The 15,837-nt window shown below is 48.5% G+C and carries 15 protein-coding genes; 2 read left to right on the top strand and 13 right to left on the bottom strand.

Annotated elements, in window-relative coordinates; translation table 11 throughout:
* Positions 1–6 precede the first annotated feature (6 nt).
* Genes MAQ5080_RS10025 through MAQ5080_RS10040 form a run of 4 tightly spaced genes read right to left on the bottom strand, consistent with a single transcriptional unit; the run spans position 7 to position 5,972 of the window.
* A complete protein-coding gene (locus MAQ5080_RS10025) occupies positions 7–3,456 on the bottom strand; it encodes an SbcC/MukB-like Walker B domain-containing protein (RefSeq protein WP_067209428.1) in 3,450 nt (1,149 codons plus the stop codon).
* A gap of 8 nt (positions 3,457–3,464) precedes the next feature.
* Positions 3,465–4,160, bottom strand: coding sequence for a DUF4194 domain-containing protein (locus MAQ5080_RS10030; protein WP_067209431.1), 696 nt, complete (start codon positions 4,158–4,160; stop codon positions 3,465–3,467).
* The gene (locus MAQ5080_RS10035; protein WP_067209435.1) at positions 4,153–5,550 is read right to left on the bottom strand and encodes a Wadjet anti-phage system protein JetA family protein; all 1,398 of its coding nucleotides are present in this window, start codon (positions 5,548–5,550) and stop codon (positions 4,153–4,155) included. Before MAQ5080_RS10035 ends, MAQ5080_RS10030 begins: the two co-directional genes overlap by 8 nt.
* 44 nt (positions 5,551–5,594) lie before the next feature.
* A complete protein-coding gene (locus MAQ5080_RS10040; RefSeq protein ID WP_067209438.1) occupies positions 5,595–5,972 on the bottom strand; it encodes a sirohydrochlorin chelatase in 378 nt (125 codons plus the stop codon).
* A 156-nt stretch (positions 5,973–6,128) separates the two neighbouring features.
* Between MAQ5080_RS10040 and MAQ5080_RS10045 the strand changes: the two genes are divergently transcribed.
* Positions 6,129–6,995, top strand: coding sequence for a TIGR01777 family oxidoreductase (locus MAQ5080_RS10045; RefSeq protein WP_067209441.1), 867 nt, complete (start codon positions 6,129–6,131; stop codon positions 6,993–6,995).
* Positions 6,996–7,033: 38 nt separating this feature from the next.
* On the opposite strand, the gene MAQ5080_RS10050 is transcribed toward MAQ5080_RS10045, so the two are convergent.
* Genes MAQ5080_RS10050 through MAQ5080_RS10075 form a run of 6 tightly spaced genes read right to left on the bottom strand, consistent with a single transcriptional unit; the run spans position 7,034 to position 11,417 of the window.
* Entirely contained in the window at positions 7,034–7,552 is a 519-nt protein-coding gene (locus MAQ5080_RS10050; RefSeq protein ID WP_067209444.1) for a DNA topoisomerase family protein, read from the bottom strand.
* 6 nt (positions 7,553–7,558) lie between these two features.
* The gene (locus MAQ5080_RS10055; RefSeq protein WP_067209446.1) at positions 7,559–7,951 is read right to left on the bottom strand and encodes a hypothetical protein; all 393 of its coding nucleotides are present in this window, start codon (positions 7,949–7,951) and stop codon (positions 7,559–7,561) included.
* Positions 7,951–8,682: an HAD family hydrolase gene (locus tag MAQ5080_RS10060; protein ID WP_197464602.1), complete on the bottom strand. Its 732-nt coding sequence runs from the start codon at positions 8,680–8,682 to the stop codon at positions 7,951–7,953. Before MAQ5080_RS10060 ends, MAQ5080_RS10055 begins: the two co-directional genes overlap by 1 nt.
* A gap of 1 nt (position 8,683) precedes the next feature.
* On the bottom strand, positions 8,684–9,679 hold the full coding sequence (gene hemH / locus MAQ5080_RS10065) for a ferrochelatase (protein ID WP_067209449.1): 996 nt from the start codon (positions 9,677–9,679) through the stop codon (positions 8,684–8,686).
* Between the two features lie 10 nt (positions 9,680–9,689).
* Positions 9,690–10,439, bottom strand: a complete 750-nt coding sequence (locus MAQ5080_RS10070; RefSeq protein ID WP_067209451.1) for a hypothetical protein — start codon at positions 10,437–10,439, stop codon at positions 9,690–9,692.
* A gap of 42 nt (positions 10,440–10,481) precedes the next feature.
* The gene (locus MAQ5080_RS10075; protein ID WP_067209454.1) at positions 10,482–11,417 is read right to left on the bottom strand and encodes a chemotaxis protein CheV; all 936 of its coding nucleotides are present in this window, start codon (positions 11,415–11,417) and stop codon (positions 10,482–10,484) included.
* Between the two features lie 217 nt (positions 11,418–11,634).
* On the opposite strand from MAQ5080_RS10075, the gene MAQ5080_RS10080 reads away from it, so the two are divergent.
* Positions 11,635–12,411, top strand: a complete 777-nt coding sequence (locus MAQ5080_RS10080) for a TatD family hydrolase (protein WP_067209457.1) — start codon at positions 11,635–11,637, stop codon at positions 12,409–12,411.
* On the opposite strand, the gene MAQ5080_RS10085 is transcribed toward MAQ5080_RS10080, so the two are convergent.
* From MAQ5080_RS10085 to MAQ5080_RS10095, 3 genes are all read right to left on the bottom strand, one after another.
* Entirely contained in the window at positions 12,391–12,714 is a 324-nt protein-coding gene (locus MAQ5080_RS10085) for a glutaredoxin family protein (RefSeq protein WP_067209461.1), read from the bottom strand. The two genes, MAQ5080_RS10080 and MAQ5080_RS10085, sit on opposite strands and share 21 nt — an antisense overlap.
* The gene (locus tag MAQ5080_RS10090; protein WP_067209464.1) at positions 12,707–13,375 is read right to left on the bottom strand and encodes a TetR/AcrR family transcriptional regulator; all 669 of its coding nucleotides are present in this window, start codon (positions 13,373–13,375) and stop codon (positions 12,707–12,709) included. Before MAQ5080_RS10090 ends, MAQ5080_RS10085 begins: the two co-directional genes overlap by 8 nt.
* A gap of 119 nt (positions 13,376–13,494) precedes the next feature.
* Positions 13,495–15,828 carry a DNA polymerase II gene (locus tag MAQ5080_RS10095; RefSeq protein ID WP_067209468.1) on the bottom strand — a complete coding sequence of 778 codons (2,334 nt, stop codon included), beginning with the start codon at positions 15,826–15,828 and terminating at the stop codon, positions 13,495–13,497.
* Positions 15,829–15,837: the final 9 nt, after the last annotated feature.

Consider the following 15,837-nt stretch of genomic DNA (forward strand, 5'->3'; position numbering starts at 1 on the left):
CGGCGTTTATTCGGTTTCTGCTGTTTCAGTTAAAGTAGGCTGAGGACCATCATTATCTAACTCATGATCGCCACTTAGCAAGGCTTGGCCACGTTGCTGCGGATAAGCTACGTCAATCGACACCGCACCACCCTCACGCCAAACACTGATAATGGTATCCATGTTAGCCGCCATCACCGCTCGCTTATCATCCGGCGCTGCAGCAATGACCTGAAGACCGATATCACGCATGAAGCCCATACAAGTCGATGTTTTCGCCATATCAATTTTGTTGAAGGCTTCGTCAAACATCGCTAACGAGAAACCACCGACAATATCGCCATCCATGGTTTCATGTAGACGGTACGTAGTCGACAAGGCTGCGGCAATCGCTAAGTAGAATGGGATCTGGTGCTCACCACCGGAACCGGTTTGGATACGTTGCGACAGCGTGGTTTTCTTCTCGCCATTCTGATCAAGAATATCGACTTCGAAGTTGTAGAACTTACGGTAATCCGCCAAGTCTTTTTGCTTCTCATCATCCGTGATCAATTCTTGGATCAAGGCAATGGCTTTGGCGTGCTCTGGGTCACCCGTTTGCTCCGGATCAAACAGACCGCCCACATTGGCTTGATCATGCGAGCTAAACTTCGCCACCAAGTCCAAGATGTCTTTCATGTCACCATTCGGATAGAAACGGAACTGGTACACTTCTTGGTTAAATGGGCGACGTTTAAGGCTGTGGTTCAGCTCTTTGATGATCAGCGCCACTTGATCTAAAGAATCTTTAAGCTTGGACACATAGTCGCTGCGGAACGTCTCTTCCGCTTCACGACGCGCCAGCTCAGCACGTTTAGCGTACTTGGCCAGCTCGGTATCACTTAAGACATCGATCTGATGGGTCACATAGTGCTCAAATTCTTCAAACTTAGACTCTAGGTAATCCAACTGGATATCATCGTCTAAGGTGCTGTTATGGTACTTGGCGTAGTGATCTGCCACTTCTTTACGTACTTTCTGGTCAAACATTTTGACCTTTTCCATGGCTTTTTCAGAGCGACTGATGGCTTCTTTGTAGATCGCACCGCCATTGACCATGCTGTTTTCCAAAAGATCGTAACGTTCACTGGCGTATTCAGCATTAAACAGCGGATTTGACGTAATACGGGTACGCTCTTCATCCAACGCAGACAAGGCTTCAGACAATTGGTTTTTCTGGGTATTCAAAGAGCCGTATTGCTCGGCAATTTGCTGACGCTCACGGTCGAGCTTCTTACGCTCCAGTTCGATGGTCGAAATACGCTCTTTCAATCCTTCAATACGCTCTTGAAGATCCGTATCGTCACGCTGTTGTAACGCAGCAATTTGCGCTTCCACATCAGCAAGGTCTTGTGCCACACGCGTGTTGGCAACACCGGCATCTTGCAGAGACTGAGGATCAAACTGATTAGCCGCCATGATGCGAGCCAACATAGAGTCGGCTTGCTCAAGGCGTTGGTCAGTCTTCATGTAATCCATCAACTCGCCGCTTAGCTGCTGTAGCTGTGCTTCGCGATTCTGACGCATGCCGTCAGTATTAATACCCACCATCATGTGTGGCAAGAAACGGATCGTCGAGATGGTACCCGACAATTTCAACATGCCGTCGGCGGTCATAGCACTGTCTTCACGCAACAATTCACGCTCGGTTTCAACCGGCTTGATACCGCCTAAGCGACGGTTCAAGTACGCCTGAGCATGATCATTATTACAACGAATAAAGCGCAGTACTGAGTTATTGTCACCACGGTTCAACCACAAACGGGTTTGCGTGGTATCAATCACTCGACAACCCATTAATTGACGACGGTGCGCACGGAAGATACGAATCGCTTCTTCGGCATCATCCGGCTCAACAATCAAGGCTTCACGTTGACTACCTAGGTAACCCTCGATGGCATCTTGCCACTTGTGATCGGTTACTTCGGCTAAGTGACTTAACGGTGTCGCTTTAATGTTGGCGTGATCTAACAACTCAATCAAACGCTTCACGTTGGTTGAAAGTGGCGTCGTACCACCTTGCAAAGACTTAACGTCTGCTTCCAACTGACGACATTCATCTTTTAAGTTCAAGATGTTGCGGTTTAACTGGGTACGCTGTTGGAACAAGGCCCCCTTGCCTTCATCCAGCAGGTTATTGATGCTGGATAACAAGCGGCTAACCGCTTTTGCGGAACCTAGGATATTACCGGAACTGTCAATACTTCCCGCAAGGCTTTGCGCTTCGGTAATCAAGTTACGAATGTCGGCTGACAACACATCTTCAAAGGCTTGTAACGTACCAAGTAGCTGTAGCACTTGGTGCGCTTGAATGACCAGTTTACGGTCTTCTTGGCCTTCAAGTGTCAAAAGCTTCTTGTTCTGCTCAAGTTGCTGCAGCTTCAAGCCCACATCCGAGTGTTCGTACTGCTGCTCTAGTCGAACTAACTGAGTTTGTAACTGTTTCAGCAGGTTCGCTTGGGCGACGATTTCTTCTTCGATCTCGTCTTCACGCTCTTTGAAGTTTTCGTATTGATCTTGGATTTCGTCTTGCTTGCTACCAAGCTGATCAAAGCGCGCTTCGGTGGCAATCCACTGGTAGTTGACCACGGTTTGCTCTTGCTGGTGCTTTTTCTCACACTCGCCCTGAATCACTTTCAAATCATCAATTCGCTTAGCCACTTCTTGGGTTTTGGCTTCTAGCTGACGATATTCCAAAAGCGATTTCTGGTAAGCACCGACCTGCAAAGGCTGCTCGGCCAATACGAAATCCTGTACGAATCGCGTTGGTGAAGCGATTGGCACGAATTTCAGCGCGTTCTTAAAGTTTTTCAAGAACGAATCGAGGGTAATCAGTTGTTCCGAACTTGGGCTTAGCTCTTCCAAGTAACGGTTCATGTATTGCGTCGCTGAGGCACTGCCTGACTTGATGTAAGGATCAAGACAGACTTTCTTCATAGCTTCGCGCACTTCTTGCCAGGGTTTGGCTTGGTATTGTTTCTCACCTAACACTTCAATGAAGTCTTCACGACGTACACCATAGTTCGAGAGAACAAAACGGCCCAATACATCTTCTTCGGGTGAAGCCAAAGACGCCGACAGACACAAGCCGACGGTCGATTCTTTACCAGTGTTAGAGTCTTCGAACACCAAAGCAAGGTAAGAAATGGCATCCTGACGGGTTTGTACGCCATTCACTTTTTCACTGGCTTGACCAGAGTCGATCATACCTAGGATGTAGGAACGAATGCTGCGCCCTGACGCTTTACCGTCGTTGGCGCTGGCGTTGTAGTTTAGGTGGCGTTTGCTGGCACCGGTTAGTACTGTCTGGATCGCATCCAGCAGCGACGACTTACCCGAACCCGTCGGACCAATGATCGCCGTGTTACCGCGAACATTAATTTCTTCTGCGCCCAATAGGTACCAGTTTACAAGAACGATTCGATTTAACTTTTTCATGCAATTTCCTATTGTGCCGCTTCTTCTTGCGTTTCTACCTCAGGCTCAGCCGATGTTTGGCTGCCATTGTCCGCTGTCTGCGCTCCCTGCTCGATTTGCTCATCGATGACTTCGTCTTCGTCCGGATCCGAGCCGTTGAACGATTCTAGCTGACGCAAGTAAGCTTCGGTCACAATCAAGCGCACCACTGGCGTAATGTTGATCATGATGTTCTTAGCATCTTCGTCGTAGGCTTTACCACGAATGATGACACCTTGCTTACTGAACAAGGTTAAGATGTCTTTGAAACGGGTTTCGGTTGGGATTTCACGTTTTACCAGCTGCACATAACGCTCAAGAATCGCCACACTATTGGTGGCAACAAAGCCATTATCGATCTCGAAGTTTTCTACTTTTTCTTCGTAGATCTGACGTAATACCAACAGGAACAGTGTTTCATCGGTTTTCAAACGCACGAACGCTTCGCGCTCAACCGGTAGCACCCCCGCTAAACGCTCGTTTTCATTGACGTACAATTTCATGCCCAGCGCATCGAACAAGTTACTAAAGTACTGCTGGTACATTTCCACCAACAGATAGTGACGGCGCTGGCCGTGTTTGAAGGCGCTGACAAATTGGTTGGCAAGCACATAGTTCGCAGTCTGCTGAAACTCTTGTGGGTCTTTACCGGACTCTTCTACGACCCTTTTTAATTCTCTAAGCATGAGATTTGCTCCTGCGCACTACATTAAACTCTCGACATTCGACGAATTCGCGAACATTGATATATTGATCAGTGAAAATAACATCAAACGACTTCTCAATGCGTTTAGCATTGACACCCAAAGAACCCACGTAACGAAGGTGGTCGAAGCAAACAAAGTCTTCCACGGATTCGATGGTGAAGTCGAGAATGTGCATGGCGGACTTATCCGACAATTGACGATCCAAATAGCTTTGCAGCTTGGCCACACTCACCTGACGCGCTTCGTGGAAACGACGCTGGCGATCGCGGAAGGCAATCGCCGCTTGCGACACTTCCGCTTGCGTAATCACGCGTGGCGGCGGTGGATCACGGCGTTTTGCTGGCTGGGCACAAGATTCCACCCCAACCGCTTTGACGCTGACCATGTTTTTCAACGTCGGCAAGTTATCAAACTGCGCCACATCGGCAATGATGCCGGCCACCTTGTTCGCCAAGCCAGGACGGGAAGAGTCCATGTAGCGTGCGGTATCCGCGGCACGTTTCTCTAGGCGGTAACGGTATTCATCAATACGATCCAAACGCTGATCAATGGTGGTAAAGGTTTGGATAATATCGCGACAGTCTTTCTCGACCGCGGCCAAGGCCTGATCCACTGAAATGAGCTGCTGATCCGCATAACATTGGGCGATGTTGCCCATCAGGTTAGGCTCCGCCAAGAAGCCTTGGGTCAATTCAAGAATCTGACGACGAAAACGAAACGGGTTATTACTGGTCTTGATGGTTTTGTAGTCGGCAATCAAAATGCCTTCCACAAATAAATCGAAGAAGCCAGCAACGATTTCTTTTGGCTCACGTTTGCTAAATAGATCGCGTTGCAGGCTTCGAATACCTAACAGGATTTGGTTCAGGTGTGCCGAAAAGTCACGGGCTGCTTCCGCCGTTTGACTGAGCGTCACGCCACGTTCTTGTGGGTGATTGGCAACCGATTCAAGGTTACTCAAAATACTCAAAACGGTCGCACCATAGTTGCGCTTACCATGGCGGCTAATTTCCACCAAAGAGCGTAACAGCATCGATACCTGTGGCGACATCAGCACACTGACTCGATACAGCTCTTGTTCTTCGATCAACCATCCTGTGTTGACCAAGCGGTGGTAAATACGCAAAGCGTACTCGTGAATCGTTTTAGGCGAGTCGAAGCCGTCTTTTAAATCATCGTGCCACGCCAGCGTGTCCAGCTTATGCAGCGAGTCTTCGATCGCTTCAATGATGGCAGATTTTTCTTTTATCGGGTCTTCCGCATGGTCGTAAAACACATCCGAAAGGTCGAATAACACGGCTTCTATCAGTGCTTTGTTGGAGCCCGATAGAGCTTGAAAGATCTCATCGGGCAAATGGGTGAATAGCATTCAGAACCAATCCATTCTTTATATTTAAGCTGACTTAATTCAAATCACTCTGACGTCAGCTTAGAAATTATCGCTTTCTCCATGGCAGCGACAACAACGGGGTCATCACCAATTGGGTCCAGGAGCGTCAAAGTACGTTGCTCAGTATTCAATTGTTCTAACTGCTTAGGTACATCCACTCGCAGGTGACGACCTTGTGCAAAAAACAAAGGGTACACCGCAATGTTGGCAGTCTCTGCGGGAAGTTGCTGCAATACGTCTTCTATCGACGGCGTGCACAATTCCATGTAAGCCAACGTTACCTTATCTTCAGATACGACACCAGTGACCCTTGCCAATAACTGCTCGAAAGGCACTTTCCAACGGGGATCACTGCTGCCATGGGCTAACATAATAATATGGTCATAATGCTCTAGATGCATGGGTCTACCTTATATAACTAGGAGGGTATTTTAGCGATTTACCCTTTTAAAAAGAAGGGATTACCGACTTTAAGGTCGATATTAGGGAGTAACTTCTTGATCTATTTTTGAAATTTTGTCGTAAACTTAAAAAACCTTCACGTTTAGGAGTCGGATATGAAAGTTTTAGTGACAGGAGCCAACGGCTTTATTGCAAGCAACCTTTATCCAATGTTGACCGCCGCGGGGCACGAAACCTACGCTTTAGTACACAAACACCAGAACTCCATTCCTCGATACGTGCAAACCCTGCACTTGGATGACCTAGGCCAACACTTTTTTGATGTGGTGGTGAATCTTGCAGGGGCCAATATCGCTGCCAAGCGTTGGACAGCTAAGCGCCAGCAGGAACTGTTCGACAGTCGAGTACAGTTTACCCGTAAGCTATTTGAAGCCCTCAAACACAAACCTGGGGCGTTATTGAACGCCTCTGCAGTGGGCTACTATGGTTTTGACGACTACAAAACCTTTCTCGAAGACACACCACCAAACAGTGGTTTCACCCATCATCTGTGTTCGGCTTGGGAACAGGAAGCTCACCATTTTGAAGAGGCAGGCGTACGAACGGTTATTTTCCGTCTCGGGGTGGTGTTAGGCCATGGTGGTGCACTGGCAAAAATGGAGTGGCCTTTCAAACTAGGCCTAGGCGGCAAGATTGGCAACGGCAAGCAGTTTTTCCCTTGGATTCACATTCATGACGTGTGCCGCTTTCTGCTCGATGCCATGGAACATTCCGAATATCAAGGCACCTACAACTTGGTCGCACCGCAAGCCATCACTCAAGCCGATTTTGCCAAAGCTTATGGTCGGGCTTTAAACCGTCCAACGGTTTTGCCAACCCCTGCGTTTGTATTGGAAAAAGCGCTCGGCGATATGGGCAGCTTGCTCACCAAAGGCCAGCATGTGGTTCCACAGGCATTGATGGATCAAAAGTTTGACTTTGAATATCGTAGCATCGATGAGGCTTTGCAAAGCCTCGCTTAGAGCCTTAGCTCAAGTTTGGCAAGTGAATGCTCACCTGATCAACGCAACTTCCTTGGCACCGGGCAACCTCTGTCGTCTGCCAAGGTGTGCTTGCACTCAGGGTATTTGATACAGCCCCAAAAATAGTCCTTTGGGCCCTTTTTACGGACTAAGTAGTGGCCGCAGGCACGACAGGGATATTTACGTGACGATGAGGGTTCGCCATTGAAGTCTTCTAGGGTTAGCTTACATTCAGGATAGTTACTGCAGCCCCAAAAGGTGTTGTCTTTATGACTTTTCTTACGCAGCTGGCCACCGCACAGCGGGCAAAAATATTTCTTCGCCCGCACCGGACGACCGTCTTCATCATTGGCGCTGTAATCGCAGCTTGGGTAGTTTTCACAGCCCCAAAAGCTACCATTTTTGCCTTTTTTCAGCTGTAAAACACCGTGACACTTCGGACACCGATAGCGCTTACTCGGGGCCCCTATGTACCCAGATGAATCTTGACTTAAAAACTCTTGTTCCCAAGCATCTACTTTTGCCGGTTTCGAGTCTTTTTGATCATCACGGCTCAAACAGCCTTACTCCGCTTTGCAATTGAGCTTGTCATTGTTATCACAAGCGTTGTTGTTAACGTACTCTTTGACCTTATGAGCACCACTGCGAGCCGCTTCAGCGGTAGCATTGCCCACTTCTTTGGTCTTCTTCCAAGCCTGACTGTTCGATATGTCTTGCCCAACTTCTTTGGAACGGTCCGCTGCATCACCTGCCACTTCTCGTGTGCGATCCGCTACATCAACAGCGACTTCACGGGTACGATCGGCAACATTTGCCGCCACTTCACGGGTTTTCTCCACAGCATTGGACGCGGTTTGCTGAATACTCTGCCAAGCACTGGTCTCCTGTGCATGAACAGATACCAAGGCACTTGAAAACATTAGCGCTGTTACAGCCAGCATTTTTTTAATAGACATCACTTAATTTCACCACTTAACTGGAAATTTGCACGAATCCACTGCTCAACTGTCTCAGCCGAGGCAACCGTTGGAATCATCGGATAATTTGCCAATTCAGCGTCAGTCACCTGCTCATGACTCCAGGTCGTGTGGTACGGCACATGCAATGCGTGGGCACCAGCATCGAGAACTGGCAGCACATCAGAGCGCATGGAGTTACCAATCATCAGCACTTCGCTAGGGTTAAGTTGCAAACTCTCAAAGACTTTGTGGTAGTTCTCGGCTTTCTTGTTGCTCACCACTTCATACCAATCAAAGTACTCATTTAAACCCGAGCGTGCCAACTTACCTTCCTGATCTAGGAGGTCTCCTTTGGTAATCACCATCAATCGGCACTTCCCCTGCAGGGATTGCAGCAAAGGTTCAATGCCTGGCAACAGCTGAATCGGCGCCGCCAACATTTGTTTGGCTAATTGGATGATCTCATGAATTTCGTAGCCTGTAATACGCCCTTCTGTAAGCATTATGGCGGATTCAATGAGAGACAGTGTAAATCCTTTAACGCCATAGCCAAAATTTGACAAGTTGTCGATTTGCACCTCATTGAGGCGCTCAAGGATGTATTCGCGGGAATGGTAAGTTTCCAGCATTTCCACAAAGTACTGCTGGGTACTTAGGAACACATCTTCGTTGCGCCAAAGGGTGTCATCTGCGTCAAACGCAATGGTGGTCAGGATAGGTTTTTGCAAATCAATTCATCCAGTGTTGTGTATTCTCTAAAACAAGTTGCTTGTATAAGTTTACATGATCAGGTGAGTCATTTAACGCTGGGATGTAATCAAACTGCTCCCCCCCCGCACCTTCAAATTCTTCACGCAGTTGCATATCGATCTCTTCCAATGTCTCAATACAATCGATAGCAAACGCCGGACTGATCATGTTCAGTGCTTTAATACCCTTGCCTGGCATCGCCCGAATGGTTTCATCGGCATAAGGCTTAAGCCACTCTTCGCGACCAAATCGGGACTGGTAAGCATGGGTATATTCGTCTTCAGTTAGACCTAATTGCTTCACTACTGCCGCGGTGGTTGCTTCACAGCGTCGCTGGTAAGGGTCGCCTTCGCGAACATAGCGTTTCGGTACACCGTGGTATGAGAACATCAAATGGCGCTTACCGCCCTGCTTCTGCCAATGCTCTTCAATCGACTTAACTAGGGCATCGATGTAAACTGGGTGATCGGCGTAATCTTGCATCAAGTTCAGTGCAGGCCAGTGCGGGCAACGTTTTAGAGAAGCCATCAAGCGATCATACGCCGCTGCGGTGGTAGAGCGAGAAAATTGCGGATACATGGGCAATACAAAGATCTGCTCAACCTTATTCTCACGAAAGACTTTGGCCGCTTCTTCCACACTTGGTTTGCCATAGGTCATGGCCATCGTCACCACAAAACGCTTGCCGTCTTGATTCAGGGCTTGATCCACTTTCTTGGTTAAGCGCTGTCCGAGCACCAACAGTGGCGAGCCCTCGTCCATCCACACTTCTTGATACACCTTGGCAACTTTTTTCGGGCGCACATTAAGAATGACGCCGTTTAAAATAGGCTTCCAGATAAGTGGGTTAACATCCACAACACGTGGATCGGAAAGAAATTCTTTTAGGTATTTTTTGACGGCAGCAGGAGTCGGTGCTTCAGGTGTACCAAGGTTCATTAAAAGAACCCCGATCAAACTGTTGTTCTGATTCATAGTCATTCCGTTACGAGGAGAAAACAAGGTGCTTCAATAGCAAGTGTCCCCAGACACTTACGCACATCGCCAGTACGATCCAATCCAGCACTTTGGATTCATATGCACTTAACGTTAGGCGCTGCAATAGCAACACACCGATAAAACCGCCTATTACAGCGGCCAACATACTAGTCACTGAAAGTGCTTGCCAAACGAGGTCGCCCGGTAAAGCCAGTAAACCAATCAAGGCTCCAACTAGGGAAAACGCCCATAGCGCGGAACGGTTGCCAAGAGATTCGGCGGTATAACGCTCTTGCAATAGGGCTAAACCTGCACCTAAGCTGACAAATTGTAGTGCTCCGATCAACATCCCCAGCAACAGCTTTAATCCAGCTGGGATCTTCATCAAAGGCCAGCCTCTAAAGCGCAGCAGCGCAATATTGGCAAACGACAGTACAACCAGCAAGGCCAGTAACCATGCAAAGGTAAATGGCAGCAAGAATATCAGCTGCACACCAATAAAGCCGCCCAATGATAAGCCAGCCCCAAGTCGCGTAATCGCTTCGACTTGTAATGAGGCTCGATGGCGCAACAGGGTCAACACCGCAAACAGCAGCACGACAGGAATTAAGCTGGCAAACAGGCTGCGCAGCGAATCTAAGTCATGAACCACGAGTAACGCGCAGGGCAATATCACGACAAACGGATCAATCCGTAATCGTTTATTCACCACGACCGCACACAAAGATGCTAGCAAGATATAAACAGGTAGTAACATAAGCAAAAACACCTTGAGGTTATCAAGGTGTTTGTCGTTGAGTTATTCGGAATCAATCACAGATCGCATGCGATCCTGAATAATGGTGGCCAACTTGTCAGGCTGGAACTTTGAAAGGAAGTCATCACAGCCGACTTTTTGCACCATGGCTTTGTTGAAACTACCGCTCAAAGACGTATGTAAGACAATGTAGAGATCCTTGAGTCGAGGATCTTCACGAATTTCTCGAGTCAATCGGTAGCCGTCCATTTCCGGCATTTCCGCATCAGTGATCAGCATCAATAGCTTATTTGGAACGTCTTCACCTTCCCCAGCCCACTTCTTCAGTAGATCAAGACCACGCTTACCGTCAGTCGCCGAATGAACGGTGATACCTAGGTGATCTAGGGTCGATTTACACTGAGCCAAGCCCACAGAGGAATCGTCCACCACCAACACTTCCAAACCTTTTGCCATCGACAACAAGTCTTTGTCGATTACCTCATCAGACACGCGAGTATCGTACGGCGAGATTTCCGCCAGCACTTTCTCAACGTCAATGATCTCGACCAAGCGCTCATTCACACGGGTGATCGCCGTCAGGTAATGCTGACGCCCCGTGCCATCTGGTGGCGGCAGGATGTCACTCCAGTTCATGTTAATAATGCGATCGACTTCACCAACCATAAAGCCTTGTACCGTATTGTTGTACTCAGTGACGATCAAATTACACGGCTTGTCTCGATCTATCGGACGCAAACCAATGGATTCAGATAGGTCAATCACAGGAATAGTACGACCACGAAAATGCGTCACACCAGCCACAGAAGGGTGACGGTGAGGCATTAAATTCAATCGCGGTAATTGCACAACTTCTTGTACCTTAAAGACGTTGATAGCAAATAGCTGCATGCCGCCCAGACGAAACATCAACAACTCCAGTCGGTTTTCACCTACCAGCTGCGTTCTCTGGTCTACTGCATCTAACATTCCTGCCATAACACTCTCCGATTGTTTAGTTTCAAACGCTTTGGTTCAATAATCATCATGATAGTTAATTCTGCCAAACATAGCAGTAATTTTTTAGCCAACAAAACCCTTAGGTCATGATCTATAAAGATTTTCATACCTTTCTAGCTCAACGCATCAACAAAGGACTCTGTTTCATATCACGCCACTGTTAAAATATGACGATTCCTTCAATTTCGGAGTCTGCATGTTTGATATTGGCGTTAACCTAGACCACTCCTCTTACCTAGACAATTTGGATCAGTTTCGTGAAGACTATCGGGGCGAAGGCGTGCAGGGCATTCTCTGCATTGCTTCCAATATGGACGAAGCACAAAAGCTGTCGACACTGTGCACTCCCTATGAGGACATGCACTACACCCTAGGCTGCCACCCACACCATGCATCGAGCTGGCAGGAACAAGACAGTGAGGCTTTATTAAACGCCTTTGCCCGTGATCGCAAAGCGGTCGCAGTGGGTGAAATGGGCTTGGACTTTAACCGCAATTATTCTACCCCTACCGAGCAGATACATGCTTTTGAAGCACAGCTGATCGTGGCCGAGCAAGCTCAAAAACCGGTCTATCTGCATGAACGCGATGCTTTTACGGAATTAACCCAGCGTTTGGCGCAAGCGACACTGCCCCAAAGCGGTGTGATTCATTGCTTTACCGGCGACAAAGACCAACTTAGGCGCTATTTGGATCTGGGGTTAAGTGTGGGCATTACCGGCTGGCTCCTAGATGAACGCCGCAATCAGGAATTAATAGAGGCGTTAACGTATCTACCATTGGATAGATTGTTACTGGAAACCGATGCGCCCTACTTGCTGCCACGCAACATTCGCCCGCGCCCGAAACGCAACCACCCTAAGTTTTTGCGCTACATTGCCGCAGCGGTGGCCGAATTAAAAGGCATCAGTCTTGAAGAGGTGCAAGCCGTGACACAGGCCAACACACAACGCTTATTTTTCAGCGCTCGCTAAGCGCAGCACCCGACGTGACTTGGCAGGCTTGATGAATGGCTCTTGCGTCATCTGCTGAGCCAAGTGCTCTGGGTCGGCGTTTTCAATCAGAGCCATAACGGCCGCGACTTGAAACGGCCAATCAAGGCTCTCACGCCCATTAGACAACACTGGGATGCGCAGACCGAATTCTTCGACTAAGCGTTCATCTACGGCGATGTCCACGTGAATTAGCTGCAGCGCTGGAAAAAAGTGCTGCAGCCATGCTTGAGCCTCTTCACACAAATGACACCCTAAGGTGCCGTACAACATCAAATCAGGCATGACCAGCTTGTGCTTTTTCCAGTTCGAAAATGGATTGAGGCAAGGCGGCAATGGGCGTTACTGGACAGACCAAGGCGGACGCCTGTGCCAAGCGATCACCGCTGAGGCCCATGGCCAATAGCGCCAACACCACCATCTGAGTCGCATCCTCTTCCGGCACAGAGGTACCGTTGACATGATATTGTTTCAACAGTGGGAAGAAGCCATTTTCAATGAAGAAGGCCGTGATTTTGGCATTTTGCGAGTGGCCCTTATTAGACAGCATGCCCTCTAACACCAAAGGCTCCAATAGCGCCACTAAACCGCCATCCAAACGTTCTGAAAAGGACTCAGCGCGATAAAAATAATTCGCCCAAGAAGGCTTCGCGTTCAGAATATTGACGAAATACTTGAGCAACAAAGAGATACGACATTCCACTTGGGATTGCGTCACCAATAGGCTATTCAGATCTTTTTTGATCAAAGCGGAGAGACAGGCGCGAACGTCTGCGAGTGCTTCGTCCTTGCTGTCGTAGTAATTATAAAAAGTACCGATACTGACACCCGCATTGCTGGAAACGTCCTGCACCGTGATTTCAGTCCAATCTGTTTCCAACAACAAGTTTTGCACTGCCGTGCGCAATCGGTCTTGGGTTAATACTCGTTTTGGGGGTAACGCCATGCTTTTTTCTCTACCTAACTGTCAATCCATAAAGTTGGGGTAGCCGGAAATCCGGCGCAGCTCATTCTTACGACCCATTCGCACGCGGCGGGTGACATGTAAATTCCAATAACCCTAATTTATAAAAGGTTAAATTGAGGCGTCAGTATATCAACAACGTTCAAATGAAGCATTTGAAAAACGCCTTCCGCGATCGGTAACACTTGCTTATCAATGTAATGTTGATAATCCAAGTGTTCAAGATCACTGTCGGTCAAATACGGTACCACACCTGACAGGGTGTACACATACTGAACGCGCTTACGACCGCGATCGTACTCAGGCGGTAAGCCTTGCTGCTGACGCCACTCATCGGCCATCTTGGCAGCACGCACATGGGGCGGCTGAGTCTTGGTGTATTTCGCCAATGGACGCGTCAATTGCTTCGAATATATCAGCTCTTGGTCAAATTTCCCTAATCGTAAATCGCTGACAAATTCAGAAACGTAACTTTCGAGATCTAAATCAAAGAATAGATGCTCAAACAGCTCCACTTGAAAACGCTTGGCTAACGGCGTCCAGTCACTGCGTGCCGCTTCCAACCCTTTGAAAATGATTGCGCCGTTGCTAAGGCCGGCGTAGCGTTTTTTCGAACCTTCTTCTTGGCCACGAATGGTCGGCATATAGAAACGTGTGTACAGGGTTTCGAACTCAAGCTCTAGGTGTGAATCAATGTCCGCATAATCACCACACCACTCGCTAAGACATTGGTTCACTACCTCGCACAGTTCTTTACCAGCCTGCCACGCTTCGTCTTCGGATAACGAATCTGACAAGGTAATAAACAAGGAGTCCGTGTCACCATAGATCACCTTTGCGCCACGCTCTTCCATCCACTGCTTACTACGACCGAGCAACTCATGACCGCGCATGGTAATTGAACTGGCCAATTCCGCATGATAGAAGCGGCATACCTGCGAACCCAGTACGCCATAAAAAGAGTTCATAATGATTTTAATGGCGTAGCTTAAGATGGCATTGCCGTCGCGCTTGGCGCTCTCTCGAGACTGCGCCAGCTCTGCCACCAGCTCCGGTAGAATCGCAAATTGACGCTGGAACGAGGCGCCACGATAGCCTGGTACCAAGCCTTCATCTTGTGCCAACGCCTGGGCCACTACCCGCGCCAGAGGATCAACGTAAAAAGTGCGAATAATGCTTGGGTATAGGCTTTTGAAGTCGAATACCAAAACGTTTTTATAAAGACCCGGTAGAGAGTTCATCACAAAACCACCTGGGCTTGGCACGAACTTATCGTCACTCCAGGCGGGCGCTACCCATCCTTTACGATGTAAACGCGGCAGGTAAAGGTTTTCAAAGGAAGCCACCGAACCACCAGTTTGCGACAATGGAATCCCCGTCAAATCGACGCGGGTTTGCTGCAATTCAATCAGTTGCAGCTTTTCAAAGATGCGCTCGACTAAGACACAATCTTGCAGGTTGTAGGCGACGAAATTGTCCAGCTCTTCTCGATGCATGCGCTCGATTTCTTGCCAACGATCGCCTCCGGTGAGGAGTTTGCTTTCGTCCAATAATTCACTGCTGACATTGTTCAAGCTGTAGGAGATGAAGTGGTAACCACCTACTTTAAGCATGGTGATACCATCCAACACCACACGCCCAGCGATCGACGCGAACACCTTGCCACTTTCTTTGGCTTCGCGCACGCGCCAGTTTTCACCCTGTACGCCCAGCGCAGGTTTAATACCTAACTGCCGAAAGCGCTGATCCAAGAACATCAAGTCAAAGCCAATGACATTCCAGCCTATGATGATATCTGGGGAGTGCTTGCGAACAAACTTAATGAACGCCATCAACAATTTGCGCTCATCGGCAAAGGTATAGACGTTCTCTAACTGGGTCGGCTCAGGCGATACCACCAACACCACTTTACGCTCACCACTGGTGATACCGATAGACAGTAACTCATTACGAGACACAGACGTTTCGATGTCCAATGACCAGACCTGCCAATGTGGCTGATATTCACCTGCTTTGAGTTTGGCTTGAGTAAAGCTCAAGCCAGCGGCATCGGGCACCCCGACGAAGGTGACCTGGCCGCGAATGTGACGCTCCATCAGGTAGCGGTCTTCGGGCTTGATATCTTCCTCATACACCGCATAGCCCAGCTTTTTCACCATGGCGACCATTTGCTGCTGTAACAGTAGGCTTTGGCAGCGCACCACACTTACCGTGTCATGGGAAAAAGATTTGAGCTGACTTTCTTCACACTGCACGCCCTGAACATCGGTCGCCAAAGCTTCCAGCGGCGCGTTGGTGAAGAATAATGTCTCTGCTTGGGCGATCGAGACTTTGACGGTGGCGACGTCAGTCTTCACGTAGTAATGAATGTCTAAGCGACCATTTACATCACTACTGTGACGACTGACGATGTATCCTTGCTGTGGTTCAAACATGTAATTGTG

Origin of the sequence: Marinomonas aquimarina, from assembly GCF_900089755.1 — a bacterium.
GTDB lineage: Bacteria > Pseudomonadota > Gammaproteobacteria > Pseudomonadales > Marinomonadaceae > Marinomonas > Marinomonas aquimarina.

Excerpts from the sequence above, each read along its gene's own strand:
- MAQ5080_RS10025 (WP_067209428.1), bottom strand. The coding sequence starts at position 3,456 with ATGAAAAAGTTAAATCGAATCGTTCTTGTAAACTGGTACCTATTGGGC.
- MAQ5080_RS10030 (WP_067209431.1), bottom strand. The coding sequence starts at position 4,160 with ATGCTTAGAGAATTAAAAAGGGTCGTAGAAGAGTCCGGTAAAGACCCA.
- MAQ5080_RS10035 (WP_067209435.1), bottom strand. The coding sequence starts at position 5,550 with ATGCTATTCACCCATTTGCCCGATGAGATCTTTCAAGCTCTATCGGGC.
- MAQ5080_RS10040 (WP_067209438.1), bottom strand. The coding sequence starts at position 5,972 with ATGCATCTAGAGCATTATGACCATATTATTATGTTAGCCCATGGCAGC.
- MAQ5080_RS10045 (WP_067209441.1), top strand. The coding sequence starts at position 6,129 with ATGAAAGTTTTAGTGACAGGAGCCAACGGCTTTATTGCAAGCAACCTT.
- MAQ5080_RS10055 (WP_067209446.1), bottom strand. The coding sequence starts at position 7,951 with ATGTCTATTAAAAAAATGCTGGCTGTAACAGCGCTAATGTTTTCAAGT.
- hemH (WP_067209449.1), bottom strand. The coding sequence starts at position 9,679 with ATGAATCAGAACAACAGTTTGATCGGGGTTCTTTTAATGAACCTTGGT.
- MAQ5080_RS10070 (WP_067209451.1), bottom strand. The coding sequence starts at position 10,439 with ATGTTACTACCTGTTTATATCTTGCTAGCATCTTTGTGTGCGGTCGTG.
- MAQ5080_RS10075 (WP_067209454.1), bottom strand. The coding sequence starts at position 11,417 with ATGGCAGGAATGTTAGATGCAGTAGACCAGAGAACGCAGCTGGTAGGT.
- MAQ5080_RS10080 (WP_067209457.1), top strand. The coding sequence starts at position 11,635 with ATGTTTGATATTGGCGTTAACCTAGACCACTCCTCTTACCTAGACAAT.
- MAQ5080_RS10085 (WP_067209461.1), bottom strand. The coding sequence starts at position 12,714 with ATGCCTGATTTGATGTTGTACGGCACCTTAGGGTGTCATTTGTGTGAA.
- MAQ5080_RS10090 (WP_067209464.1), bottom strand. The coding sequence starts at position 13,375 with ATGGCGTTACCCCCAAAACGAGTATTAACCCAAGACCGATTGCGCACG.
- MAQ5080_RS10095 (WP_067209468.1), bottom strand. The coding sequence starts at position 15,828 with ATGTTTGAACCACAGCAAGGATACATCGTCAGTCGTCACAGTAGTGAT.